23 protein-coding genes and 1 pseudogene are annotated in these 25,064 nt (G+C 64.1%); 15 read left to right on the top strand and 9 right to left on the bottom strand.

Annotated elements, in window-relative coordinates; all coding sequences use genetic code 11:
* The first annotated feature begins 4 nt into the window (after nt 1-4).
* Nucleotides 5-1,354: an aminotransferase class III-fold pyridoxal phosphate-dependent enzyme gene (locus MESOP_RS03465; protein WP_013891934.1), complete on the top strand. Its 1,350-nt coding sequence runs from the start codon at nt 5-7 to the stop codon at nt 1,352-1,354.
* Between the two features lie 37 nt (nt 1,355-1,391).
* Nucleotides 1,392-2,495, top strand: a complete 1,104-nt coding sequence (locus MESOP_RS03460) for an aminotransferase class III-fold pyridoxal phosphate-dependent enzyme (protein WP_083833201.1) — start codon at nt 1,392-1,394, stop codon at nt 2,493-2,495.
* Between the two features lie 269 nt (nt 2,496-2,764).
* On the opposite strand, the gene MESOP_RS03455 is transcribed toward MESOP_RS03460, so the two are convergent.
* A complete protein-coding gene (locus tag MESOP_RS03455; RefSeq protein WP_013891550.1) occupies nt 2,765-3,796 on the bottom strand; it encodes an IS110 family RNA-guided transposase in 1,032 nt (343 codons plus the stop codon).
* 134 nt (nt 3,797-3,930) lie between these two features.
* On the opposite strand from MESOP_RS03455, the pseudogene MESOP_RS03450 reads away from it, so the two are divergent.
* Nucleotides 3,931-4,170 (top strand): annotated as a pseudogene (locus MESOP_RS03450) (aspartate aminotransferase family protein); the annotation flags it as partial.
* Nucleotides 4,167-5,186, top strand: a complete 1,020-nt coding sequence (locus MESOP_RS03445; protein WP_013891933.1) for a phosphotransferase enzyme family protein — start codon at nt 4,167-4,169, stop codon at nt 5,184-5,186. The pseudogene MESOP_RS03450 and the gene MESOP_RS03445, both read left to right, overlap by 4 nt.
* Before the next feature lie 21 nt (nt 5,187-5,207).
* Here the strand turns inward: MESOP_RS03445 and hpaH are convergent, their stop codons facing one another.
* The 5 genes from hpaH to MESOP_RS03420 form a co-directional block, all read right to left on the bottom strand.
* Nucleotides 5,208-6,014 (bottom strand): 2-oxo-hept-4-ene-1,7-dioate hydratase, encoded by an 807-nt coding sequence (gene hpaH, locus MESOP_RS03440; protein ID WP_013891932.1) that lies wholly within the window; start codon nt 6,012-6,014, stop codon nt 5,208-5,210.
* Nucleotides 6,011-6,883 (bottom strand): fumarylacetoacetate hydrolase family protein, encoded by an 873-nt coding sequence (locus tag MESOP_RS03435; protein WP_013891931.1) that lies wholly within the window; start codon nt 6,881-6,883, stop codon nt 6,011-6,013. Before MESOP_RS03435 ends, hpaH begins: the two co-directional genes overlap by 4 nt.
* Nucleotides 6,884-7,123: 240 nt before the next feature.
* Complete coding sequence (gene hpaD / locus MESOP_RS03430) at nt 7,124-8,104, bottom strand: 3,4-dihydroxyphenylacetate 2,3-dioxygenase (protein WP_013891930.1); 981 nt, start codon at nt 8,102-8,104, stop codon at nt 7,124-7,126.
* A gap of 13 nt (nt 8,105-8,117) precedes the next feature.
* Nucleotides 8,118-9,635: a 5-carboxymethyl-2-hydroxymuconate semialdehyde dehydrogenase gene (gene hpaE / locus MESOP_RS03425; RefSeq protein ID WP_013891929.1), complete on the bottom strand. Its 1,518-nt coding sequence runs from the start codon at nt 9,633-9,635 to the stop codon at nt 8,118-8,120.
* Nucleotides 9,636-9,646: 11 nt separating this feature from the next.
* Nucleotides 9,647-10,033, bottom strand: coding sequence for a 5-carboxymethyl-2-hydroxymuconate Delta-isomerase (locus MESOP_RS03420; protein ID WP_013891928.1), 387 nt, complete (start codon nt 10,031-10,033; stop codon nt 9,647-9,649).
* A gap of 104 nt (nt 10,034-10,137) precedes the next feature.
* On the opposite strand from MESOP_RS03420, the gene hpaR reads away from it, so the two are divergent.
* Entirely contained in the window at nt 10,138-10,647 is a 510-nt protein-coding gene (gene hpaR / locus MESOP_RS03415) for a homoprotocatechuate degradation operon regulator HpaR (RefSeq protein WP_425339700.1), read from the top strand.
* A 3-nt stretch (nt 10,648-10,650) separates the two neighbouring features.
* Here hpaR and MESOP_RS03410 read toward each other — a convergent pair whose 3' ends face one another.
* Nucleotides 10,651-11,160: a flavin reductase gene (locus tag MESOP_RS03410; protein ID WP_013891926.1), complete on the bottom strand. Its 510-nt coding sequence runs from the start codon at nt 11,158-11,160 to the stop codon at nt 10,651-10,653.
* A gap of 6 nt (nt 11,161-11,166) precedes the next feature.
* Nucleotides 11,167-12,711 (bottom strand): 4-hydroxyphenylacetate 3-hydroxylase N-terminal domain-containing protein, encoded by a 1,545-nt coding sequence (locus MESOP_RS03405; protein ID WP_013891925.1) that lies wholly within the window; start codon nt 12,709-12,711, stop codon nt 11,167-11,169.
* 92 nt (nt 12,712-12,803) lie between these two features.
* On the opposite strand from MESOP_RS03405, the gene MESOP_RS03400 reads away from it, so the two are divergent.
* The 9 genes from MESOP_RS03400 (at nt 12,804) to MESOP_RS03360 (ending at nt 22,655) form a co-directional block, all read left to right on the top strand.
* The gene (locus MESOP_RS03400) at nt 12,804-13,673 is read left to right on the top strand and encodes a helix-turn-helix domain-containing protein (RefSeq protein WP_013891924.1); all 870 of its coding nucleotides are present in this window, start codon (nt 12,804-12,806) and stop codon (nt 13,671-13,673) included.
* A 163-nt stretch (nt 13,674-13,836) separates the two neighbouring features.
* Nucleotides 13,837-14,325 carry a hypothetical protein gene (locus tag MESOP_RS03395; RefSeq protein ID WP_013891923.1) on the top strand — a complete coding sequence of 163 codons (489 nt, stop codon included), beginning with the start codon at nt 13,837-13,839 and terminating at the stop codon, nt 14,323-14,325.
* Between the two features lie 181 nt (nt 14,326-14,506).
* Nucleotides 14,507-15,601 carry a transporter substrate-binding protein gene (locus MESOP_RS03390; protein WP_041163979.1) on the top strand — a complete coding sequence of 365 codons (1,095 nt, stop codon included), beginning with the start codon at nt 14,507-14,509 and terminating at the stop codon, nt 15,599-15,601.
* Nucleotides 15,598-16,230 carry an ANTAR domain-containing response regulator gene (locus MESOP_RS03385; protein WP_013891921.1) on the top strand — a complete coding sequence of 211 codons (633 nt, stop codon included), beginning with the start codon at nt 15,598-15,600 and terminating at the stop codon, nt 16,228-16,230. The genes MESOP_RS03390 and MESOP_RS03385 overlap by 4 nt, the downstream gene beginning before the upstream one ends.
* The gene (locus tag MESOP_RS03380) at nt 16,208-17,116 is read left to right on the top strand and encodes an ABC transporter permease (protein WP_013891920.1); all 909 of its coding nucleotides are present in this window, start codon (nt 16,208-16,210) and stop codon (nt 17,114-17,116) included. The genes MESOP_RS03385 and MESOP_RS03380 overlap by 23 nt, the downstream gene beginning before the upstream one ends.
* Entirely contained in the window at nt 17,113-18,033 is a 921-nt protein-coding gene (locus MESOP_RS03375; RefSeq protein WP_013891919.1) for an ABC transporter permease, read from the top strand. Before MESOP_RS03380 ends, MESOP_RS03375 begins: the two co-directional genes overlap by 4 nt.
* A 45-nt stretch (nt 18,034-18,078) precedes the next feature.
* Nucleotides 18,079-19,722 carry an ABC transporter substrate-binding protein gene (locus tag MESOP_RS03370; RefSeq protein WP_013891918.1) on the top strand — a complete coding sequence of 548 codons (1,644 nt, stop codon included), beginning with the start codon at nt 18,079-18,081 and terminating at the stop codon, nt 19,720-19,722.
* Nucleotides 19,712-20,656, top strand: a complete 945-nt coding sequence (locus tag MESOP_RS03365) for an acetamidase/formamidase family protein (RefSeq protein ID WP_013891917.1) — start codon at nt 19,712-19,714, stop codon at nt 20,654-20,656. Before MESOP_RS03370 ends, MESOP_RS03365 begins: the two co-directional genes overlap by 11 nt.
* 211 nt (nt 20,657-20,867) lie before the next feature.
* The gene (locus MESOP_RS03360) at nt 20,868-22,655 is read left to right on the top strand and encodes an ABC transporter ATP-binding protein (RefSeq protein ID WP_013891916.1); all 1,788 of its coding nucleotides are present in this window, start codon (nt 20,868-20,870) and stop codon (nt 22,653-22,655) included.
* A 19-nt stretch (nt 22,656-22,674) separates the two neighbouring features.
* On the opposite strand, the gene MESOP_RS03355 is transcribed toward MESOP_RS03360, so the two are convergent.
* The gene (locus tag MESOP_RS03355; protein ID WP_013891915.1) at nt 22,675-23,439 is read right to left on the bottom strand and encodes a LuxR C-terminal-related transcriptional regulator; all 765 of its coding nucleotides are present in this window, start codon (nt 23,437-23,439) and stop codon (nt 22,675-22,677) included.
* A gap of 416 nt (nt 23,440-23,855) precedes the next feature.
* Between MESOP_RS03355 and MESOP_RS03350 the strand changes: the two genes are divergently transcribed.
* Nucleotides 23,856-25,064 (top strand): ABC transporter substrate-binding protein, encoded by a 1,209-nt coding sequence (locus MESOP_RS03350; RefSeq protein ID WP_013891914.1) that lies wholly within the window; start codon nt 23,856-23,858, stop codon nt 25,062-25,064.

Raw genomic sequence — 25,064 nt, 5'->3', positions numbered from 1 at the left:
TGTCATGCGCGACATCAATTTCCTCACCGAGACGAACGCCAAGCCGATCTGGCATCCGATGGCGCACCCGGCCGAGATGCGGGCCAATCCGCCAAAGGTGATCATGAAGGGCGAGGGCGTCACCGTCACCGACATCGACGGCAACAGCGTGCTCGATGCCGTCGGCGGCCTGTGGAACGTCAACCTCGGCTACAGCTGCGATCCCATCAAGAAGGCGATCGCCGACCAGCTCGGCGCGCTGCCCTACTATTCGGGCTTTCGCGGCACCTCGACCGGACCGTCTATCGAGCTCGCCTACGAACTCTCTGAATGGTTCGCGCCGGAAGGCATGGTGCGGACCTTCTTCACCTCGGGCGGTTCGGATTCGGTCGAGACGGCGCTGCGGCTCGCCCGGCAATACTGGAAGATCCGCGGCCAGGGCGACCGCACGAAATTCCTTGCCCTGAAGAAGGGCTATCACGGCACGCATTTCGGTGCCGCCTCGGTCAACGGCAATGCCAATTTCCGCCGCAACTACGAGCCGCTGCTGCCCGGCGTCTTCCACATTCCCGCACCCTGGACCTTCCGCAACCCGTTCGACGAGACCGATCCCGCACGGCTGGCGAAACTGTGCGCCAAGGCGCTGGAGGACGAGATCGCTTTCCAGGGCGGCGACACCATCGCCGCCTTCATCATGGAGCCGGTGCTCGGCGCCGGCGGCGTCATCGTTCCGCATGAGAGCTTCATGCCGTTGGTGCGCGAGATCTGCGACCGCCACGAAATCCTGCTGATCGCCGACGAGGTGGTCACCGGCTTCGGCCGCACCGGCGCCTGGGCGGGCTCGCGGCTGTCGGGCGTGAAGCCGGATTTCATGACCATCGCCAAGGCGATCACCTCAGGCTATTTCCCGCTCGGTGCCACGCTGATCGGTGGCAAGGTCGCCGATGTCTTCGAGGCCGACAAGACCAGCTTCGGCGCGATCGGCCACGGCTACACCTATTCCGGCCATCCTGTCGGCTGTGCGGCCGGACTGGCGGCGCTTGCCGAAACCAAACGGCTTCGCCTGAACGAGAACGCCGCAGCGCGCGGCGTCGAACTTGCGGCCGTGCTCGAAGGCCTGAAGGCGAAGCACGAGATCGTTGGCGATGTCAGGTACAAGGGCTTGATGGCAGCGGTCGAGCTGGTCTCGGATCGCGCGACGAAAAAGCCATCCGACAAGAAGACCATGGCCGTGGTCTCGGAGGCGGCCCATGAGGCCGGCGTCATGCTGCGCGTGTCCGGCAACAACATCATCCTGTCGCCGCCGCTGATCATCAGCGCCGCCGACGTCGCCAAAATCGGCGAGGCAATCGACGCAGGCCTGTCGAAGCTCTGACGGACAATTGCATACAACGAGGCTTTGGGACCGACAGATGACTCAATCGCAGAAGAAGATCACCGAGGAAACTTTGGTTGGCCGGCGCGGCCGCCTGCTCGGCGCCAAGTCGCAATTGTTCTACGACGAGCCCGTGCATCTCGTGCGCGGCGAAGGCGTCTGGCTCTACGACGCCGACGGCCGCAAATATCTCGATGCTTACAACAATGTCGCCCATGTCGGCCACTGCCACCCGCATGTTGTCGAGGCGCTGTGCCGGCAGGCGAGCCTGCTCAACACCCACAGCCGCTATCTGCACACCGCCATCCTCGATTATGTCGAGCGGTTGACGGCGACGTTCGATGCAAGCCTTTCCACCGCCATCCTGACCTGCACCGGCAGCGAGGCCAACGACATCGCGCTGCGCATGGCGCAGGCGGCATCGGGCCAGATGGGCATCATCGCCACCGACGCCACCTATCACGGCAACACCACGGCGGTTTCGCAGCTCTCGACCCGCATGCCGCCGGTCGGCGGCCGCGCCCGTCACGTCAGGCTGGTGCCGGCCCCCGACAGCTATCGCCATCCCGATACGATGGCTAACGGCAAGGCCTTTGGCGACGCGGTGCGTGAGGCCATTGCCTCACTGGCGAAGGACGGCATTGGCCTGTCCGGCATGATCCTGTGTCCATTGCTCGCCAATGAAGGCTTCCCGACACTGCCCAGCGGCTTTTTCGATGATGCCGTGGCGGCGGTGCGCGACGCCGGCGGCCTGGTCATCGCCGATGAAGTACAGCCCGGCTTCGGCCGCACCGGCAGCCATTTCTGGGGCCATCAGCGCGCCGGCTTCACCCCCGACATCGTCACCATGGGCAAGCCAATGGGCAACGGCCACCCGGTCGCCGCCGTTGTCACCACTGGGCAAATCCTTGCGACCTTCCGCGACGCCTTCCGTTACTTCAACACCTTTGGCGGCAATCCGGTTTCCTGCGCCGTGGCCAGCGCGGTGCTCGATGTCATCGAGCAGGAGAACCTCGTCGGCAATGCGTGCGACGTCGGCGCCCATGCACTCGGGCTGCTGCGCCCGCTGGCGGACCGCCGCGAATGCATCGGCGAGGTCAGGGGCGCGGGTCGTCTAATCGCTCGACCGTCAAGGGGGTGAGTGCAAGGCCGTCGTCCTTTCTGTCGATTCTCGTTCGTCCGAATGCCGGGTACAGGGTCGTCTACGCGGTCGACGCGATGATCGCCGCAGGATGAGTTTCGCAGGTGAGATCTTCCTATGTTCGTTGCGCAATCTGCTTACCGAGGCAGTTGCTTCCCGCTTCGCGGAATGATCTCAGCCACGTCCCGGCAGGGACAGCTTGATGCGTCTGTAAGAACGCTGTTGGTGGAATGGTATGGCGGAATCGTCGCAGGCGAGCGACCGAGGTATCAGACAGCGGCTTGCGTTCCTCCGTGCGGATCAAACAGCTCGCCCGTCCGAAGCATCGCATGCATGATCACCGCCAGCTTGCGCGCCAACGCTACGGCCGCTCGCTTGAAGCCGATCCGATCTTTCAGCTCCAACGCCCAGGTTCGCAGGCTGCTGGTATCCGTCGACCGGTTCAGGATAACCGCGGCCGCCTCATATAGCAGTCCGCGCAACTGATTGTCGCCACGGCGCGAGATATGACCATCATTATCGACCTCGCCGGACTGGTAGCGCCTCGGGGTCAGGCCTACCCATGCGCCCACGGCGCGCGAGTTCCTGAAGTTGGCCGGATCCTCCACCGCTGCGGCAAAGGCAGTGGCTGTGACGGTGCCTACACCGGGCACTGACATGAGCAGACGGCAGTGCTGGTCCTCACGCGCCGTCGCGGCCAGCTGCTTGCTCAGCTCTGCGATTTGGTATCGGATACCACTCCATGCCTGAAGCATTGGCACAACAATGCGCGCCAGCTTTTCTTCACCCTGCAGAAGGTCGCGAACGTTGCGTTCGAACACGCTTCCGGCGCCCTTGGGCACGACAAGGCCGAACGTCTTCATCAACCCACGGATTTGATTGGATATCTGCAAACGCATCTTAAGAAGTTGGCGCCGTGCGGTGATCAGCGTGCGGATCAGCATGCTGTCGAAACCTTTGACCCGGACCTCTCGGTAGAAGCCGACCTCGGCCAGATGTGCCAGGCCATCGGCATCGTTCGCATCGGTCTTGTTCGCGGCCATGTCGAGCGCGGCTTTGGCATGCCGCGCGTCGATGCAGATCACCGGCAGGCCCTCTGCCGTCAACGCATGGTAGAACCACACCGACAGCGGCCCCGTTTCGAACACGACCCGCCGGACATGCGGTGCGCGCTTGCGGATCACCGCCGCAAGCAGTTGCGGATCGGACGCGCACTTGCCCCGCCAAATCCTCTTACCGTTCTGCCGGATCGATATTGCCGTCTCTTTCATGGATACGTCGAGACCGATATAGTGTTCCATGGCTGTCCTCCGTTCGGTGGCTGGGCCCGGTGTCGATCGAGAGCCCGTTCTTCATCCTATCGGAGGACAGCCAGCCGGCCAGATGTTCGAACATCGCCGCCACATCTCAGGTGGCCACCGCTTCCGCGATTACTTCATGTTTGTTCTTCGGCGCCGAGCTGGTCCATGACCGTGAGACCCGCGAGCCCGCGCCTGACATTGCCGGGCGTGTCATCAACGCAATGCGCCATCGCGGCGTGCTGATGGGCAAGACCGGCATTCATGGCAATGTGCTGAAGATACGCCCGCCAATGCCGTTTTCGCGCGACAATGCCGATCTCTTGATCGCAACCCTGAACGAAGTGCTTGAAGAAGTCGGCGGGGTTACGGCGTGAGCGCTGTTTTCGCGCAATCGGAGCCCGAGACGGAAGCGGATGTCACCGCGCTTGCCAGGCGTGCGCTCGAACATTGGGGCGTTCGCGACGGTGAACCGGAACTGCTGAAATACCGCGAGAATGCGGTCTTCCGCATTCGCTTGCCCGATGGCCAGCCGGCCGCCATGCGCATCCACAGGCCGGGCTATCACTCGGATGCCGCGCTGTCTTCGGAATTGCAGTGGATGGGCTTCCTGCAATCGGCCGGGGTCGCCACGCCGTCCCCGGTGCCGACGTTGAACGGCGATCTGTTCGTGCCGGTCGGCACCGGCACAGCGGCGCCGCGTCAGGTCGATTGTCTGAGCTGGCTGGAAGGCCGCGCTGTCGGCGCGCGCGGCGTGCCGCTCGGCTATGCGCCCGAACAGGCAAGGCGGGTATTCACGGCCATCGGGCGAACCATCGCCCGCATGCACAATGCCGCCGCCGGCTGGGCGACGCCGCCGGGCTTTGCCCGTCACAGCTGGGATTTCGAAGGCTTTTTCGGTGCGACCCCCATATGGGGCCGTTTCGAAACCTGCCCGTTTCTCGACGATATCAGCCGCGAACTGGTGTTCCGTGCCCACGAGAAGGCGGTCGCGGCGCTATCGCGGCATGAGCGTAGCGCGCGCAATTTCGGCCTGATCCATGCCGATCTGGTGCGCGAGAACGTTCTGCTCGACGGCGACGCCATCCAGATCATCGACTTCGACGATTGCGGCCATGGCTGGCACGTCTACGATCTTGCCGTGGCACTCTACCAGAACCGCGACGAAGCGATCTATCCGCTGATCGAGGCGTCGCTGCTCGATGGCTACCGCCAGGAGCGAGACCTGACGCCAGAGGACATCGCGTCCTTGCCGCTGTTTTCAGCGCTACGCGCCTTTGCTTTCCTCGGCTGGGTGCAGAGCCGCGTCGAGGGTGACATCAACAGGAATGCCGGCATGCGCATCTCGACCATCGCCGCCGACGTGGTAGTGGCTTACCTGCGGGGCACGTGAGCGCTGCTGGCGACCGCGCCGTCAGCTCTTCGCGAAATGGATGCTGACCGTTCCCGAACTGCCGAAATCGGCAACGATGGTATCGCCGGGTCGCGCTTCGACCGGCCGCACGAACGAGCCCGACAGCACCACCTCGCCAGCGGCGATCGACATGCCGTAGCGGGCGAGCCGGTCCGCCAGCCAGGCGATGCCCATCGCCGGATGGTTGAGCACGCCGGCGCCAAGCCCGGTCTCCTCGACCTCGGCATTGCGCGAGACGATGGCGCCGATCCAGCGCATGTCGGCTTCATCGGGCCGCTGGGGCCGGCCGCCGATGACGATGCCGGCATTGGCGGCATTGTCGGAAATCGTGTCGAAAAAGGTGCGTACCTTCTTGGTCTCGGCATTGACACGCTCGATGCGCGTGTCGAGGATTTCGAGCGCCGGCGTGATGTAGTCGGTGGCGTTGAGTACGTCGAAGAGGGTCACGCCGGGCCCCTTCAGCGGCGCCTTCATGACGAAGGCGATCTCGGCCTCGACGCGCGGCTGGATGAAACGGCCGGCCGGAACCGCAGCGCCGTCGCTGAAGAACATATCGTCGAACAGCACGCCCGAATCCGGCGTGTCGATGGCCAGCGCATATTGCATCGCCTTGGAGGTCAGGCCGATCTTCCAGCCCTTCGGCTTCAGCCCGGCGCCGATCTTGCGCGCCACGAGCGCCGCCTGGACGCGGTAGGCGTCCTCCATCGTTGCCTCGGGAAAATCGAGGCTGAGTAGCCGCATCTGCCGGCGCGACCGCTCGGCCTCGAACAGCCGCGCCGCGGCGTCTTCGACTTGCTCGGGGGTCATACGCTTGCCTCGTCGACGACACCGTTGCGAAGCAGGCCGATACCGTCGGCCTCGACCTCGATCACATCGCCCGGCTTCAGCCAGATCGGCGGATCGAAACGGGCGCCGGCGCCGGTCGGCGTACCGGTGACGATGATATCGCCCGGCACCAGCGTGGTGAAGGTCGAGATGTAGTTGATGATCTTGCGGAAGGGAAAGATCATCCGGCTGGTTCGATCCTGCTGGCGGATCTCGCCATTGACGCGGGTGGAGAGCGCGATATCGGCGATCTGCGCCTCATCCGTGAACGGCACCAGCCATGGGCCGATCGAGCCCGTGCGGTCGAAATTCTTGCCTTGCGTGACGTTGAACTTGGCATGCCGCACCCAGTCGCGGATGGTGCCTTCATTGCACAGCGACAGCGCCGCAATGTGGCCGAGCGCATCGGTCTCGGCGATGCGCCGGCCGCCCTTGCCGATCACGATGACGATCTCGCCCTCATAGTCGAGTTGCGGCGATTCCGGCGGCCGTACCAGTGGCGCGTCATGGCCGACGAAGGAGCGCGGAAAGCGGATGAACAGCGAGGGGTTCGAAGGCGCCGCCTGGCCGTCCTTGTACTCCTCGTTGCGATCCGGATAATTGACGCCGACGCAGATGATCTTCTCCGGCGATGGGATCGGGATGTCGTAGGCGATGGCTTCGAGCGGGAAATCGACGGCGAACGCCTCGGCCTCTTCCGCCAGCCGCCGCAAGGCGCCGGTCTCGATCACTTCGCGCAATGTCGGCCACTGGGCGTAGCGGGCCGACAGGTCGACGACGCCCTGGCCGGTGACCGCGCCATAGCGCGTCTTGCCGTCGGCGGTGAAGGTGGCGAGCCGGGGCGGGGTCATGCTGCGGCTCCGGTGGTGGCGATGGATGTCTGCAGGGACAGAGTTCTACGGCGCCCCCCTCTGTCCTGCCGGACATCTCCCCCTCTTGGGGGGAGATTGGATTTTGTCACTGCTTTCGCCAACTTCCAGCGTTGCGAGAAGATCGCGGGCCGGAAGGCCAGCCAATCTCCCCCCTTGAGGGGGAGATGTCCGGCAGGACAGAGGGGGGCGCCGTAGAACTCTGACATCTCTAAAATCCCGTCACGGCGCGATGATCGGCGACGCCGTCAAATCCGGCTGGCGTGCCGCCGCGCCGGCGAAGGTGCTACCCTCCTCGAACCAGCTTTTCGGCGCCGGTGCGCCCCACAGCGTCTGGCGCTGCGGATCCTTGAGGTCCCACTTGATCGGCTCGAGATCGGGATCGACCGTCTGGTAGTCCGAGCAGTAGATCTCGATGCGGTGGTTGTCCGGGTCGCGGACATAGAGGAAAAACGCATTGGAAATGCCGTGGCGGCCGGGGCCGCGCTCGATGTTCGGCAGATAGCCGGTCGTCGCCATGAGGTCGAGCAGGTCGATGATGTTGAGCGGCGTCGGCACCCAGAAGGCGACGTGATGCAGGCGCGGGCCGATGCCATTGGTGAAGGCGATGTCGTGGACGCCGCCCTTGCGGTGCGTCCAGGCCGCCCACAGCTTCCCGGTTGCCGCATCCTCGGTGTATTCGGTGACCCGGAAGCCGAGCTCGTTGTAGAAGCCGACGGACTCGTCGACATTGGGCGAGAAACAATTGAAGTGGTCGATGCGCAGCGGCTTGACGCCCTTGTAGAGCGCATATTTCTGGTGGATCGGCGGCAGCCTTTCCATCTGGGCATAGAACTCCAGCGGAATGCCGTGCGGGTCGCGGGTGCGGAAGGTGCGCGACTGGTAGGGCCGCTCGACCCATTCCACCGGCAGGCCCTTGCCCTTGAAGAAATGCACCGCCTTGTCGAGATCCTCGTCGGAAAAGACCTTGAAGCCGAGATCGCGCGCTTCCGGCGTCGTCGCCTTGCGAAGCACGATGCAATGATGGCCACGCTCCTCCATGGCGCGCAGGTAGATGGCGCCCGATGTCTCGTCGGTGACCTGCAGGCCGAGCGTGTCGACATAGAACGCGCGCGATCTGGCGAGGTCAGTGACGGCCAGCTCGACATGGCTGAGGCGCACGATGTTGAAGGCGGGATAGAGGTTGGGCTTGGGCAAGGGCATCTGATTTCCTCCGTCAGCCGCCGAGTTTCTGGATCGCGTGCGCTGAAGTGGCGAAGGCGATGTTCTTCGTCTCCATGTAGAAATCGAAGGAATGGTCACCGCCGTCGCGGCCGATGCCGGAGTTCTTGACGCCGCCGAACGGCGTCGGCAGATGCCGCACATTCTCCGAATTGACCCAGATCATGCCGGCGTCCAGCGCATCGGTGAAGCGGAAGGCGCGGGTCACGTCCGAGGTCCAGAGATAGCCGGTCAGGCCGTACTGCGTGTCGTTGGCGAGCGCCAGCGCCTCCGCCTCGTCCTTGAAGGCGATTGCCGTCAGCACCGGCCCGAAAATCTCCTCCTGGGCGATGCGCATTGTGTTGGTGGCGCCGGTAAACAGCGTCGGGCTGACATAGCAGCCGCCACCCGGTCCGGCGAACTTGCCGCCGCCGGCGGCGACCACCGCGCCCTCCGATTTGCCGATCTCGATATAGGACAGCACCTTTTCCTCGTGCACCGGATGGATCAGCGGTCCGACAACGGTCTTGGGGTCGAGCGGATGGCCTATTGTGATGCGCTTTGCCTTTTCCGCCACCAGATCGGTGAACTTGTCGTACACGGAAGCTTCGACCAGCAGTCGTGACGACGAGGTGCAGCGCTCGCCGTTGAGCGAGTAGATCATGAACACCGCCGCATCCGCGGCACGTTCGAGATCGGCGTCGGCGAAGACGATCACCGGGTTCTTGCCGCCAAGTTCGAAATGCACGCGCTTCAGCGTGTCGGCGCCCTGTTTCATGATCATCGAGCCGGTGCGGCTTTCGCCGACGAAGCCGATCGCCTTGATGTCGGGATGCTCGGTCAGCGCCTTGCCGGCATGCTCGCCGAGGCCATTGACCAGGTTCCACACACCCTTCGGCAAGCCGGCCTCCTCGGCAATCTCGACCAGCAGCCGTGCGGTCAGCGGCGAAAACTCAGCCGGCTTATGAACGACGGTGCAGCCGGCGGCCAGCGCCGGCGCGATCTTCCAGGTCGACAGCATGAACGGCGTGTTCCACGGCGTGATGACGCCGACCGGACCGATCGGCACGCGCGTGGTGATGTTGACCTGGCCTGTCGTCCGCAGCGTCTCGCCGTCACGCGCTTCCGGCGCACGATCGGCGAAGAAGCGGAAGTTCTCCGCGCCGCGCAACGCTGCCTTGGCCATGAACTTCAGCGCCTGGCCGGTATCCATGCATTCGACGAGAGCGATCTCCTCGGCGCGTGCCTCGATGGCGTCGGCGATTTTGTGCAGCAGCTTCTTGCGCGCTTCGCCGGGCATGGCGGCCCAGGCTGGGAACGCAGCCTTCGCCGCCTTGGCGGCGCGGTCGATATCGGCGGCACTGCCGCGCGCGACCTTGGCCAGCGGCTTCAAATCGACCGGCGACATGGTCTCGAAGCTCGAGCCGTCGGCTGCCGGCACCGCCTCGCCGCCGATCTGGTTCAGCACACCGTCGCGCTTGAAGCGGGCCAGATAGGCTTCGGCCTTTTTCAGATTGCCTTCGAGATCGGACATATCAGCTTCCGTCACTTGCCGCGCAGCCGCGGGTGGATTGCGTTTTTCTTCCAGCTCAGCACTGGGTCGATTTCCCTGATCTCCAGCGACAAGGCGAAATGCGGGCTCTCGAACAGCACCGCCAGATATTCGCTTACGGCCGTGAAGACGGCCTCTCCCGTCCGTTTCTTGTCCTCGGCGCTCCGGCCGGTCCCGATGCGAAACGACATGTCGAGGAAGGCGTTTTCCGGCAGCCTGTCGGCAATGGCATACGCGTCGGCGCGAAAGGCCCGCACCCTCACGGCGCCGGTCTCGAACAGCCCGGTGTCCAGCAGCGTGCGCAACACCAGCCCGCATAATTCGCCCATATCGACCTTGGCATCGAGATTGGCCGAATACTCGATGGAGAAGTGAGGCACCGCGTCTCGTTCCCTGGAACATTGCTTTGTTATAATTAACGCGTTAATTACATGCGATCCCGCCGAAGTCAAGTCTTGCATCGGGCTTGGCACGACGATACGGGATGACGGTGACGGCGCTGAGGGCCAGCGCTGCTGGGCAAAGCCCGCTACCGATCGCAAGCCAGCGTTGGAGAGAATTTCACTTGCTGCCGGAAAATACTCGTCGCTCCCTGCCGATGGCATTGCTTCACGCCCGTGAAGTGGTGATGGCGCGGTTTCGTCCTATGCTTGCCGCCCATGACGTGACCGAACAGCAATGGCGCGTGCTGCGCGTGCTGAGCGAAGCCGGCCCGGTCGAGGCGACGGAGCTGGCCGACCGCGCCTCGGTGCTGCCGCCCAGCCTGACACGCATCATCAAGGCGCTCGAGGGACGCAAATTCATCACCCGCAACAAGGCGGAAGGCGACGGCCGCCGCGTCGTCCTGACCATCGCCCCGGCGGGTTCCGCCCTGATCGATGCTCTCTCGCCCGAACGCCGCGTCATTTACGACGACATCGAACGCCGCTTTGGCCATGAGCGGCTGGAGCAGCTGCTCGATCTCCTGGAAACCCTGATCGACGGCGAGAGCTGAGGCTCACCCGCCAAAACTGCCCAACCGCGTCGGCTGCGTGTAATTCCGGTCGACATAGAGCAGCGCCGAGCCGCCGCTGCCGTGCCTGACGTCGATGACGCGGCCGATCATCACATTGTGCGTGCCGACGATATGCACGTCCTCGATCTCGCAGTCGAAATTGACGATCGCGTCCGACAGCGCCGGCGTGCCCGACGTCAGCGTCTGCCAGCGCGCCGCCGAATAGCGTGCTTCCATGTCCTTGGTCGCGCCGGCGAACTTTCCCGCCAGATGCATATGGTCATGCGTCAGCACGTTGACGCAGAAGCGCCGGTTGGCGAGGAACATGGCGGCCTGCGCCGAACGTCCGTTCATGCACACCAGCAGCGTCGGCGGCTCGTCGGAGACGCTGCACATGGCGGTGGCGGTGAAGCCGCCGCGCCCCGCCGGGCCATCGGTGGTGACGATGTTGACCGGAGCGCAGACCCTTGCCATGGCGTCGCGGAAATCGGCCTTCGAAATCTGCGTGGCCATCGGCGTTCACCCGGCCGAGGCGGGAACCGGATTGAGCCAGGTATCGCCCGTCCAGCCGTTCTCGTCATAGTCGGCCATGCAGGTGTCGACCAGTTCCTCCATCGCCTTCAGCCGGCCTCCGCGTTCGGCGCCCTTCAGAACCTGCAGCCGCACCTCTTCCGGCGCGCCGGCATAGTTCAGCTCATAGAGCGCGTGGCGGCCGCCGAATTCGGTGCCGGTCGCGTCCCACAGCAGCTTCATGATCTTGATGCGCTCGACATGGCCCATGTCGTTGGAGCCGCGCACATACTGCGCCAGATATTTGTCGATCTCGGGATTGTTGAAGTCGCGCACCGACGACGGCAGGTAGATCAGCCCGGACGCGATCACCCGGCGCACGGTGTCGATGACGCGCGGATAAGCTTCCGACATGAAGGTGCGGTAGGCCAATGCGGCTTCCAGATTGGGCAGCACCGCGCCATTCGCCCACGGGATCGGATTGTAGGCCATGGCGTTGGAAAAGCTCCAGAACATGTGCCGGAGCGCGATAACCTCGCCCAGTGCCGCCTGGTTGCCGCGGAAGGCATCGCCGCCGGTGGCGCGCAGCGCCTTGGCCAGCAGGCCGGCGAGGAAGTCGAGCTTGACGGCAAAGCGCGTGCAGCCCTGGAAGCAGTAGCCATGCATGAAGCCCGACGCCGGATGGAACGATAGGATCTTTTGCGCGTCACGCAGCACCAGCACGTCCTCCCAGGGGATGAACACATTGTCGAGCACCAGGATCGCATCGTTTTCGTCGAAGCGCGACGACAGCGGATAGTCGAACGGTGCCGCCGCCGTGTTGGCCGTCTGCTCATAGGAGACGCGGCAGAACATCTTTATCCCCGGCGCGTTCATCGGCACGATGAACATCACCGACAGCGAAGGATCCTCGGTGACGGTCGCCGAGCTTTGCGCCAGGAAATTGTAATGTGTCAGCGCCGAGGACGTCGCCACCACCTTGGCGCCGGAGACGTAGATGCCGGCATCGGTCTCCTTGGTGATGTGGACGAAAACGTCCTTCACCTGCTCTGCCGGCTTGTGGCGGTCGATCGGCGGGTTGACGATGGCGTGGTTCATGAATAGCACGGCTTCCTGGGCTCTGCTGTGCCAGGCGAGCGCATTGGCCTTGAACGGTCCGTACCAGTCGGCATTGGCGCCGAGCGTGTTCATCAGCGCCGCCTTGTAGTCGGGCGTGCGGCCCATCCAGCCATAGGACATGCGCGACCACTCGGCGATCGCCGTCTGCTGGGCGGCGAGTTCGCCGGAGGATTTCGCGACACGGAAATATTTGTGGGTGTAGCCGCCCGATCCGGTGTCGGTGGCCGTGGTCAGCGTCTCGCGCCGCTTGGGGTCATGCAGCGCGTCGTAGAGGCGTGCCAGCGACCGCGCCGAGTTGCGCATCGCCGGATGCGTGGTGACGTCGGCGATGCGTTCGCCGTTGATAAAGACCTCACGGCCGTCGCGCAGGCTCTCCAGATATTCGGCGCCCGTGAACGGGCGCGCTCTGTCGGCACGGAAATCTTCTGACCGCATGATGTTCCTCCACTTGGTATGCGATCCTAGCGTCCGGGCCGAGGATCAGCTATGGACGGAACCGCAAAACCGATTGGACTTTTTCCGGCGCCATGAGCCAGAACTCCATCCCCGATTTCTTCGTCTATGGCGAGCCCGTGCGGCCGCTCGATGTCGGTTTCCTGCATGTCGAGACAGTGCTTGCGCGTAGCAATATCCATCTCGGCCAGGTCGCCGCGCACAAGCATCCGCAGATGGGCCAGATCACCTACTGGACCAGCGGCTCCGGCACCTATCGCATCGAGGACCAATCCTGGGACTTTTCGGCGCCAGCCGTCAGCTTCGTGCCGAGCAATGTCGTGCATGGCTTCTCGATCGGCCCCGGCACCGACGCGATCGTCGTTTCAGTCGCCGACGATGCGCTCGCGGCAATAGAAGCGCACAGCCTGCTGCCGCTGGACAGGCCGGTCTTCGCCGACGGCCTGCCGCAGCACGCCGCCTGGAAACGGCTGGCGGCGGTGCTGGACATGATCGCCGCCGAATACACCGAAGCGCAGGCCGGCAACGACAAGACCTTGCCGTCGCTGATCGCCGTCGCGCTCTCCCATATCGCGCGTCTCGGCCCCGAGGTGAAGGACGCCGCAGGCTCATCCGAAGCCTCGCTGGCGCAGGGCCTGCGCCGTCTCGTCGATGCCCATTTCCGCGACAACTGGCCGGTTGACCGCTACGTCGAAGCGCTGGCCACGACGCCGCATCTCCTCGACAAGGCCAGCCGCGCGGTGCTGGGCAGCGGCGTCAAGCGCGTCGTCGGCGAGCGGCGGCTGCTGGAGGCCAAGCGGCTGCTTCTGTTCACCGTCCGCACCGTCGAGGACATCACCTACGAGATCGGCTTCGACGATCCGGCCTACTTCTCACGCTTCTTCCGCGAACGGGTCGGCGAAGCGCCTGCCGCCTGGCGGCGGCGGCAGTTGCAGGGGCATTGATTTGGTGCGGCGCCACGTCTCGTGACGCGCAATCCTTGATGTTGCAGCCTCGGCCACTTTTTCGTGAAGCTGCACGGGTTGATCCGCTCGCCTGCTTGCCTAGGTAGAGGGAGCGGCCGGGCGCCACGCAAAATCCCACAACAGGGCAAATCCGAAAATCGGTATGACATTTTCCTGTATTAGAAAGCTTGCCCTTCCTATTCTTGTCGTCGGCGTCCAGTCATCCTGCGTCATTCCCGACGATACATCGCGCATCGCCAAGGTTGATCCCACGACGGCGGCGGCTCGCAAAGAGATGGTCGGCCTCAGCGAAGCCGATGTTCGAATGTGCGCGGGCTTTCCGACCGCCACCGCGGACGCTGGCGGGTCTGGCCAGATCTGGACCTACAAGCGCGTCGTTCAGCGCGGCAATCTCAGCATTGTCGTCCCAACACTGGCGCTAGGTGCGATCCCGACGGTCGGCGGCTCCGTCAATGTCGCTCCCGGCGGCTATTGCGACACGCAAATACGCATGGTCGACGGCCGCGTCGCCGAAGTCGCCTATGCCGGCGACAACAATTTGCCGAACAGTCGCGATGCGCTCTGTGTCAGCACGGTGGACGCCTGTGTGTCCTATGCCCGCCAACACAGCCAAAGAGCGACAGCCAGATAGCCGTCACGGCCGATTGGCGAGCCGTGGCGTTGCGTGTCGCGCTGGTAAGGGCTTGACTGACCCGCCGGACGGAATACGCTAAGGCGAAATACCGGCCCTGATCGCCGGGCGGCAAACATGCCTCGTATGCCTCGCCCTTCCGGGCGCAGGCTGCGGGGCATTGTCATTTCTGGGGTCCTGTTTGAAACGGCGCATCGAGATCGGCATCCTTTATTCCCGTTCGGGGAGCTACCAACTCGTCTCCGATGCGTGCCGCATGGGCGCCATGCGCGCCATAGCCGACATCAATGCGGATCGCGGCCATGGTATCGAGCTGGTGCCGATCGAGCGCGATCCGCAAAGCAATGCGGATCGCTACGCGACGCTCTGCGAGGACATCTTCAAGACCAGCAGCGCCCGCCATGTCGTCGGCTGCGTCACCTCCTGGAGCCGCAAGGAGACGATCCCGGTGCTCGAGAAGGCGGGCGGCATGCTCTGGTACGCCTGCCCCTATGAAGGGTTCGAGGCCAACGAGCATGTTGTCTACATGCACGCTTGCCCCAACCAGCATTTGGTGCCGCTGATGGCCCATGTCGCGCCGCGCTTCGGCGCCAACGGCTTCCTGCTCGGCTCGAACTACATCTGGGGCTGGGAGATGAACCGCGTCGCCCGCGACCTGATCGCGGATGCCGGCGGCAAGGTGCTGGGCGAACGCTATCTGCGCATCGGCGAGACCGACGTGACGCGCCTGATCGCGGAAATCCGGGCGACGCGGCCGAGCTTCATCCTCAACAATTTGATCGGCACCTCATCCTACGCCTTCCTGGCCGCCTATCGCGACTTGGGCAGGGACGATTCCGCCTTCAGTCCGGAAACCTGCCCCGTCATCTCCTGCAACCTCACCGAGGGCGAGCTGCCGGCGATCGGCGAATCCGGTAAGGGGCATCTGTCGGTCGGGCCCTATTTCGCGCCACGGCCGGCCGCCTTCGCCTCGTCCTTCGAGGCCTCCGCCTATGCCTCCGTGCAGGTGATGGCCGACGTGCTCTCGCGCGATCCCGACGCCGGTCCGGCGGAATTTTCCAAGGCCTTCGCCGAACGCCGCTTCTCCACCCGGCTCGGGCCGATTGCCATCGACGCCCATTCCCAGCACGCGACACTGCCGGTGATCATCGGGCGGATCGCGGACGGCTTCTTCGAGGTCGTCAGCCGCGAGGACGAGGTCGCACCGGACCCCTATCTGTCGCGCTACGACCCGGCAAAAACGTTCGGCCGCCCGCGCCTGAGGGTGGTGTCGTGACGAGAATCTCCCGCATCCCCAATCTCGGCGGCGCCAGGGCTTTCATCCTGCATCGCCCGCATCCGACTGTGCAGGCAATCACCAGGCAGTTGTCGGCAATCGGCCTGGTCACGCTGGACTGCTGGCCGGAACTGCCGCCCGAGGTGCTGGCCGCCGATTTTGTCTTCTTCGACGCCGATCTCGGCTTCGACGAGCAATTCCCGTGGAAACCGGGCGAAGCGTCGATGCCGCTGGTGGCGCTGATCGGCTCCGAGGCGCCAGGCCGCATCGAATGGGCTTTGTCGCACAACGCCGACGCGCAGCTCTTGAAGCCGGTCGGCAATGCCGGCGTCTACAGCGCGCTGCTGATTGCCCGCCAAAGTTTCGAGGCGCGCAAACACCTGGCCAGCGAGATTGCCTCGCTCCGCCAGCGTGTCGCCGAGCGCCAGACCATCGTGCGCGCGGTGGCGGCGCTGTCGAAAGGCACCGACGACGAGCGCGCCTATGCGCAGCTGCGTTCCCTGGCGATGAGCTGGCAGATCAGCGTCGAGGATGCCGCACGCCGCATCGTGGCGATGACAAGTGCCGAAGCAACGGGTGAGGAAGCAACAGACGAGGAAGGCGGCGATGACCAGTCCCATCGCGCCTGATCTTGCGGCCCCGTCGCGCATGCCGGCCAAGCCGCGTCCCGGCGTCTGGCGCCGGCTGGTCAAACGCCGTCTGGCGCTGCTCGGCCTGGTCATCGTTGCCGTCGTTGTTGCCGGCGCAGTGCTGGCGCCATGGCTGACCGGCTACGATCCCAACGAACAGATGTTCGACGGCCTGACCATCGAAGGCTCGCCCTTGCCGCCGGATGCCAAATTCTGGCTCGGAACCGACCTGCTCGGCCGCGATTTGTTGACCCGCATCCTCTACGGCGCCCGCACCTCGCTGATCATCGGCATCGTCGCCAATGGCGTGGCGCTGTTGATCGGCACTTTTGTCGGCGTCACCGCCGGCTATTTCCGCGGCTGGATCGGCGGCGCGCTGATGCGCTTCACCGACCTGATGATGGCCTTTCCGGCACTGCTGCTCGCCATTTGCCTGGCGGCGGTGTTCCAGCCCAGCCTGTGGATCGTCGCCATGGTCATCGCCCTGGTCAACTGGGTGCAGACCGCGCGCGTCATCTACACCGAAACCTCCTCGCTCGCCGAGCGTGAGTTCATCGATGCCGAACGCACCATCGGCGCCGGCGCGCCGCGCATCCTGTTCCGCCACATCCTGCCGCATCTGCTGCCGACCATTATCGTCTGGGGCACGCTCGGCATCTCCACCACCGTGCTGCTCGAGGCGACGCTCTCCTTCCTCGGCATCGGCGTCCAGCCGCCGACCGCGTCCTGGGGCAACATCATTTTCGAGAACCAGACCTACTTCCAGGCGGCACCCTGGCTGGTGTTCTTCCCCGGTGCCGCGATCCTGGCGCTGGCGCTCGCCTTCAACCTGATCGGTGACGCGCTGCGCGACATCCTCGATCCGACGCAAAGAGGCCGGGCATGATCGCCTATCTCGGCCGCCGCCTGATCCAGTCGCTGCTCATCCTGCTCGGCGTCTCGCTGATCACCTTCGCGCTGCTCTATCTCCTGCCGGCCGATCCGGTGCGCCAGATCGCCGGCCGCAGCGCCACGCCGCAGACGGTCGAGAACATCCGCCAGCAGCTCGGCCTCGACCAGCCCTTCGTCGTCCAGTACTGGCGCTATCTCACGAAGCTCGCCAGCGGCGATCTCGGCCGTTCCTACATCCAGCGCTCCGAGGTCACCGAGCTGATCGTCTCGCGGCTGCCGGCGAGCCTGCTTTTGATGGTCGGCGCCATCCTGTGCGAGCTGCTGATCGGGCTCTCCATGGGCCTGATCGCCGCCGTCAAGCGCGGCACCGCCGCCGACCAGACCTTGATGGTCGCTTCCTTCGTCGGCGTCTCGGCGCCGCAATTCGTCGTCGGCCTGTTGCTGCTCTACGTCTTTGCCGTGCGGCTAAGCTGGTTTCCGATCGGCGGCTACGGCACCTGGCGCCATCTCGTGCTGCCGTCGCTGACCATGGGCATCCTCGGCGCCGGCTGGTACGCCCGCATGATGCGCTCGTCGATGATCGACGTGCTGCGCCAGGATTATGTGCGCACCGCGCGTGCCAAGGGCCTGGCCCGCAGCGCCATCATCTTCCGCCATGCACTGCCCAACGCCATTCTGCCGGTCATCGCCATGATCGGCATCGACATCGGCATCTTCATGGGCGGCATCGTCGTCGTCGAAAGCGTGTTCGGCTGGCCCGGCATCGGCCAATTGGCATGGCAGGCCATCCAGCGCGTCGACATTCCGATCATCATGGGCGTCACGCTGGTGTCGGCCTTCGCCATCGTGCTCGGCAATCTCCTGGCCGACATCATCGCGCCCTTCATCGACCCCCGCATCAAGCTCGATTGACAATCAGGATATGACCGAAAACAAACAGAGAAAGGGAACATAACAATGAAAAAGTTTCTCGCATCCACGGTAGCGGCATCGGCCTTGGCGCTGATGCTCGGCATGACCAGCGTCCGCGCCGAGGACGCTGTCGATCCCAACGCCAAGCAGGGCGGCGCCATCACCATCACCTACAAGGACGACGTCGCCACCCTCGATCCGGCGATCGGCTACGACTGGCAGAACTGGTCGATGATCAAGAGCCTGTTCGACGGGCTGATGGACTATGAGCCCGGCACCACCAACCTCAAGCCCGACCTGGCCGAGAGCTACGAGATTTCGCCCGACGGCAAGACCTTCACCTTCAAGCTGCGCCACGGCGTGAAATTCCACAATGGCCGCGAGATGACGGCCGACGACGTGAAGTATTCGCTCGACCGCGTCACCAATCCGAAGACGCAGAGCCCCGGCGCCGGCTTCTTCGGCTCGATCAAGGGCTATGACGATGTCGCCGCCGGCAAGGCGACAAGCCTCTCCGGTATCACCGTGGTCGATCCCTATACCGTCAAGTTCGAACTGACCCGGCCCGACGCCACCTTCCTGCATGTCATGGCCATCAACTTCTCCCATGTCGTGCCGAAGGAAGAGGTCGAGAAATACGGTGCCGATTTCGGCAAGCATCCGGTCGGCACCGGCGCCTTCAAGCTGGCCGAATGGACGCTCGGCCAGCGCATCGTCTTCGAACGCAATGCGGATTATTGGCACAAGGGCCTGCCGCATCTGGACAAGATCACCTTCGAGATCGGCCAGGAGCCGATCGTGGCGTTGCTGCGCCTGCAGAAGGGCGAGATCGACGTGCCCGGCGACGGCATTCCGCCGGCCAAGTTCCAGGAGGTGATGGCCGATCCCGAGCAGAAGGCCCGCGTCGTCGAAGGCGGTCAGCTGCACACCGGCTATATCACCATGAACATCACCATGGCGCCGTTCGACAATGTGAAGGTGCGCCAGGCCGTCAACATGGCGATCAACAAGGCGCGCATCATCCAGATCATCAACGGCCGCGCCGTGCCGGCCAACCAGCCGCTGCCGCCGTCGATGCCGGGCTACGACAAGGAATACAAGGGCTATCCCTATGACGTCGCCAAGGCCAAGGCGCTGCTTGCCGAGGCCGGCCATCCCGACGGGTTCGAGACGCAGCTCTTCGCGATGAACACCGATCCCAACCCGCGCATCGCCCAGGCGATCCAGCAGGACCTGGCGGCGATCGGCATCAAGGCCGGCATCCAGTCGCTGGCGCAGGCCAATGTCATCGCCGCCGGCGGCGACAAGGCAGGCGCGCCGATGATCTGGTCCGGCGGCATGGCCTGGATCGCCGACTTCCCGGATCCCTCCAACTTCTACGGCCCGATCCTCGGCTGTGCCGGCGCCGTGCCGGGTGGCTGGAACTGGTCGTGGTATTGCAACAAGGACCTCGACGCCAAGGCGGCCGAGGCCGACTCGGTGGTCGATCCCGCCAAGGCTGCCGAGCGCGACAAGATGTGGAGCGCCATCTACGACAAGGTGATGGAGGACGCACCCTGGGCGCCGGTCTTCAACGAGCAGCGCTTCACCATGAAATCAGCCCGCATGGGCGGCGCCGACAACCTCTATGTCGACCCGGTCCATATCCCGATCAACTACGACAATGTGTATGTAAAAGATGTGCAATAACTGCGACTACACCATCCACGGGCGCCATCATCATTTCGGCTGGGACAATTCCTTTGTCCCGGCCGAGCGGGTGGCGCCCGGCTCGACCATCGAGTTCCAGTGCCTTGATGCCGGCGGCGGTCAGTTGCAGGCCGACAGCACCGTCGCCGATGTCGCCAGGATGGACTTCGCCAGGGTCAACCCGGTCACCGGTCCGATCTTCGTCGAGGGAGCCGAACCGGGCGACGCGCTGAAGGTGACGATCGAGCTGTTCAAACCGTCCGGCTTCGGCTGGACGGCCAACATTCCGGGTTTCGGCCTGCTCGCCGACGACTTCAAGGAGCCGGCGCTCAACATCTGGAAATACGATGCCGCCTCGCTGGAGCCGGCGCTGTTCGGCAAGAACGCCCGTGTGCCGCTGAAGCCGTTCGCCGGCACCATCGGCAACGCGCCTGCCGAGAAAGGCTTGCACTCGGTGGTGCCGCCACGGCGCGTCGGCGGCAATCTCGATATCCGCGACCTCGCCGCCGGCACCACGCTCTATCTGCCGGTGGAGGTGGCGGGCGCGCTGTTCTCGGTCGGCGACACGCATGCCGCGCAAGGCGACGGCGAGGTCTGCGGCACTGCGATCGAAAGCCCGATGGATGTCGCGCTCAAGCTCGACCTGGTCAAGGACGCCAGGCTGAAGACGCCGCGCTTCACCACGCCGGGCCCGGTGACGCGCCATCTCGACGCCAAGGGCTATGAGGTGACGACCGGAATTGGGCCGTACCTGATGGCGGGTGCCAGGGAGGCGGTCGCCCAGATGGTCGACCTGCTCGCCGGCCGCTACAGAATAGACCCCGTCGAGGCCTACATGCTGGCCTCCGTCTGCGGCGATCTCCGCATCAGCGAGATCGTCGACATACCGAACTGGGTGGTATCGTTCTACTTCCCGCGCTGCGTGTTTGAATGACGCTACGTCGGCGCCAAGGCACCCCCCTCTGTCCTGCCGGACATCTCCCCCGCAAGGGGGGAGATTGGCGGTTTGTCCGCTGCGCCTCTTCTCAAGCGGTGGTGATTGGCGAAAGCCGGAGTGATCATCGATCTCCCCCCTTGCGGGGGAGATGGCCGGCAGGCCAGAGGGGGGTGTGCCGGAGTAAATTCCTCCCCGGGCTACACTCCCAATGACCTCAAACCCCGAAATAATCCTCGACATCGCCAATCTCTCGGTCAGCGTGCGCGGCGAGGATGGCGAGCGCGACGTCGTCTCCAACCTGTCGCTGACGCTTTCGCGGGGCGAGACGCTGTGCATTGCCGGCGAATCCGGCTCCGGCAAATCGATGACCGCGCTGGCGATCATGCAGCTTTTGCCACAGCCTGCCGCGCGCATAGCGTCAGGCAAAATCCGGCTTCGTGGAGGGGATATGGGCGACACCGATCTTGCAACCCTCGACGAGCGCCAGATGCGCCGCATTCGTGGCGACCGCATCGCCATGATTTTCCAGGAGCCGATGACCTCGCTCAACCCGGTGCTGTCGATCGGCCGGCAGCTCACCGAATCCATCGAGGCGCACACCAGCCTGTCGCAGGCCGAGGCCCGCCAGCGCGCCGTCGAGGCGCTGAAGGCGGTGCGCATTTCGGAAGCCGAAAGCCGGCTAAAGCAATTTCCGCACGAGCTCTCCGGCGGCATGCGGCAGCGGGTGATGATCGCCATGGCGCTGGCGCTCGAGCCCGACGTGCTTATCGCCGACGAGCCGACGACGGCACTCGACGTCACCGTGCAGGGCGAGGTGCTGGAACTGCTGCGCGACCTGCAGCGACAGCATGGCACCAGCGTCATCCTGATCACCCACGACATGGGCGTGGTCGCCGAAATGGCCGACCGCGTCATCATCATGCGGCATGGCCGCATGGTCGAGGAGGGCAAGACATCGGACATCTTCGCCCGCCCGCAAGCCGACTACACGCGCGAGCTGCTCGCCGCCGTGCCGCGCATCGGCAGCGGTATCGGCCGCCAGCAATCCAGGGATGTCGAGGTGGCGAAGCCGGCCGACGTCGCTGTGGTCAACGACCTGCATGTCCGCTTCGATTTGCGCGGCGGGTTCTTCGGCCAGGTCACCCGTCGCGTTCATGCCGTCGAGGGCGTCAGCTTCTCGATCGCGCCCAACGAGACGCTGGCGCTGGTCGGCGAATCCGGCTGCGGCAAGTCGACCACCGCCAAGGCGCTGGCCGGGCTGGTGCCGTACAGCGGCGACATCGTCATTGGCGGGCGCAATCTGTCGGGCTTAGGCCGCGACGAGCGCAAGGCGGTGCGCCGCGACGTGCAGATGATCTTCCAGGATCCCTTCGCCTCGCTCGATCCGCGCATGCGTGTCGGCGATCTCGTCGCCGAGCCTCTTGTCATCCACGGCATAGCTTCGAAGGAAGAACGCCTGGACCGTGTGGCGGCGCTGTTCGAGCGCGTCGGCCTGTCATCAGATCAGATGGAGCTCTACCCGCATGAATTCTCGGGCGGCCAGCGCCAGCGTGTCTGCATTGCCCGGGCGCTCGCCTTGCGACCGAAACTGATCGTCGCCGACGAAAGCGTCTCGGCGCTCGACGTCTCGGTGCAGGCGCGTGTGCTCGACTTGTTGAAGGAGTTGCAGCGCGAATTCGGCGTCGCCTATCTCTTCATCTCGCACGACATGGCGGTGGTCGAGAATATCTCCGACCGCGTCGCCGTCATGTATCTCGGCCAGATCGTCGAAATGGGTACGCGCGACCAGGTCTTTTCCAACCCGCGCCACCCCTACACGAAACGGCTGATCGAAGCCGTGCCGGTGCCCGACCCGGCGCAGCGCAGAAGCCGCTTCGCCCGCCTCGACCAGGAAATCCCGAGCGCGACCCGCAAGATCGGCGAGGCGCCACGAAAACTGATCCTGAGCGACGTCGGTGGCGGACATCTTGTTGCCGCCGGAAGTTCGGATCGGTGAGTGAAATTGTCCTCGCCGGTCAATTCTTGACGAGACCCTCATAGGGCGGCGTATTCAGGATATAGGCCACCTCTGTCCGGTTCCGGGCGCGAAGTTTTTTCATGATATTGCGAACATGCACCTTGACCGTGCTCTCGCACATGTTGAGTTCATAGGCGATGATCTTGTTCGCTTTCCCGCGACGCAGCGCTTCGATGACCGAAATCTGGCGCGACGTGAAAAAATTGTCTTCTTGCGCCTGCGATTTGGTGGCCTGGTGGCCGTCCCTGGCGTTTTTCGCCGATTGGAAAAGCACACTTGGCGGGATGAAAATTCCCCCTGCCGCGACGAGATGAATTGCCTTGGCTGCGATTTGCAGGCTGACGCTCGTCGGAACATAGCCGCATGCGCCATTGTCGATCGCTTTGTGAACATCGTCGAAATTTTCGATATCGGCCAGGATGATGGTGCTCACCCAGGGTCTGGTAACCTTGAGGTGGGCGATCCGGGCAAGATGGTGGTCTGCCTCGGAGTTTGACCACACGGCGCACATCAGCACCGTCGAGATGCGTTGGGTCTCCTCCAGGTCTGCCGCGTCGAAGGTTTCGATGCTCGAGAAGTGCTGGAAACGAAATGCCGGTTCGATTTCCGCAAGACCTCTTGCCAGGCAGTCGCACATCAGCGATCGATCATCGATAATCGCGATCTCGATATCCGCCGCAACGAAGGCGGGTGGGCTGTCAGGATCGATATCAAAAGCACACAGGCTTGCCTGGGCCGCCTCAAATGTTTGAATTGCTGTCATAGCTGCTCCTCTTGCCCCCTCGCTCGCATCTGGGGCGTGGCTACTGCTCCACGGTTCTCAACTCCGCCTCAGTAATCCGTGGATTCGAGCCAGATGTATGTGAAGCACAGCACACGACGGAGTGAAGCCGATCTCGGCAACGGGCCATCGCGTCGTCGCCGAGGACTGAGGCGTTTGCCGATCCGGCGGCGGACACCCATGGCCGACCGGGGCTCCGGCAAACTGCCAGGCGGTTCACACGGTTGTGTTCCATCTCCGGCGCGCTCATGGGTGGCTTTTTGCCACCGAAGTGCGCCGCTTCGGACATGAAATCGGCAACGGCCCCTTGCCGATCATCCCATTTTCCTCATGTTTATTGCTTTGAAGATGATCGATCGTAGGGGGCGGCCGGATTCATCGTAATGGGAGGAAATACCATGAAGGCATGCTATTTCGTTTCTGCCGCATTTCTCGCCGCATCGGCGATCCCGGCCTCGGCCGCCGAAATTTCCGATGGCAAGGTCAAGATCGGCATCCTCAACGACCAGTCCGGCGTCTATGCCGATTTCGGCGGCAAGTGGTCGGTCGAGGCCGCCAAGATGGCGGTCGAGGATTTCGGCGGCAAGGTGCAGGGCGCACCGATCGAGATCATCAGCGCCGATCACCAGAACAAGCCGGACATCGCCTCCAACATCGCGCGGCAGTGGTATGACACCGAACAGGTCGATGCCATCATGGAGCTGACGACCTCTTCGGTCGCGCTCGCCGTCCAGGGCATTTCCAAGGAAAAGAAGAAGATCGACATCGTCACCGGCGCGGCGACCACCGAACTCACCGGCAAGCAGTGCTCGCCCTACGGTTTCCACTGGGCCTACGACACCCATTCGCAGGCGGTGGGAACCGGCGGCTCTCTGGTGCAGCAGGGCGGCGACAGCTGGTTCTTCGTCACCGTCGATTATGCCTTCGGCTATTCGCTCAAGGAGCAGACCGCCAAGTTCGTCGAAGCCCATGGCGGCAAGGTGTTGGGCGAAGTGCGCTATCCCCTGGGGGCGACCGACTATTCATCCTTCCTGCTGCAGGCGCAGTCTTCGGGCGCCAAGGTCATCGGACTGGCGAATGCCGGCCTCGACACCTCCAATTCCATCAAGCAGGCGGCCGAATTCGGCATCGTCCAGGGCGGCCAGCGCCTTGCGGCCCTTCTGTTCACGCTGGCCGAGGTGCATGGGCTGGGTCTCCAGGCCGCGCAGGGCGTCGTGCTGACCGAGGGCTACTACTGGGATCGCGACGACAAGAGCCGCGCGTTCGGGCAGCGCTTCTTCAAGCGCACCAACCGCATGCCGAACATGATCCAGGCCGCGACCTATTCGGCGGTGACGCAGTATCTGAAGGCGATCGACAAGGCCGGCACCGACGAGACCGAGGCCGTCGCCAAGCAATTGCATTCGTTGCCGGTGGACGACGCCGTGATGACCAATGGCAAGGTGCAGGCGGACGGCAACATGGTTCATGACATGTATCTCTACCAGGTCAAGGCGCCCAGCGAGAGCAGCAAGGACTGGGACTATTACAAATACCTCGCCACCATCCCCGGCAAGGAGGCCTTCCTGAGCGAGAAGGAAAGCGGCTGTCCAACGGCGGCCCAGTGA

The organism is Mesorhizobium opportunistum WSM2075, assembly GCF_000176035.2.
Lineage (GTDB): Bacteria > Pseudomonadota > Alphaproteobacteria > Rhizobiales > Rhizobiaceae > Mesorhizobium > Mesorhizobium opportunistum.
The sequence above is the reverse complement of the archived record's forward strand: the minus strand, read 5'-3'. Positions and strand labels throughout refer to the sequence as shown.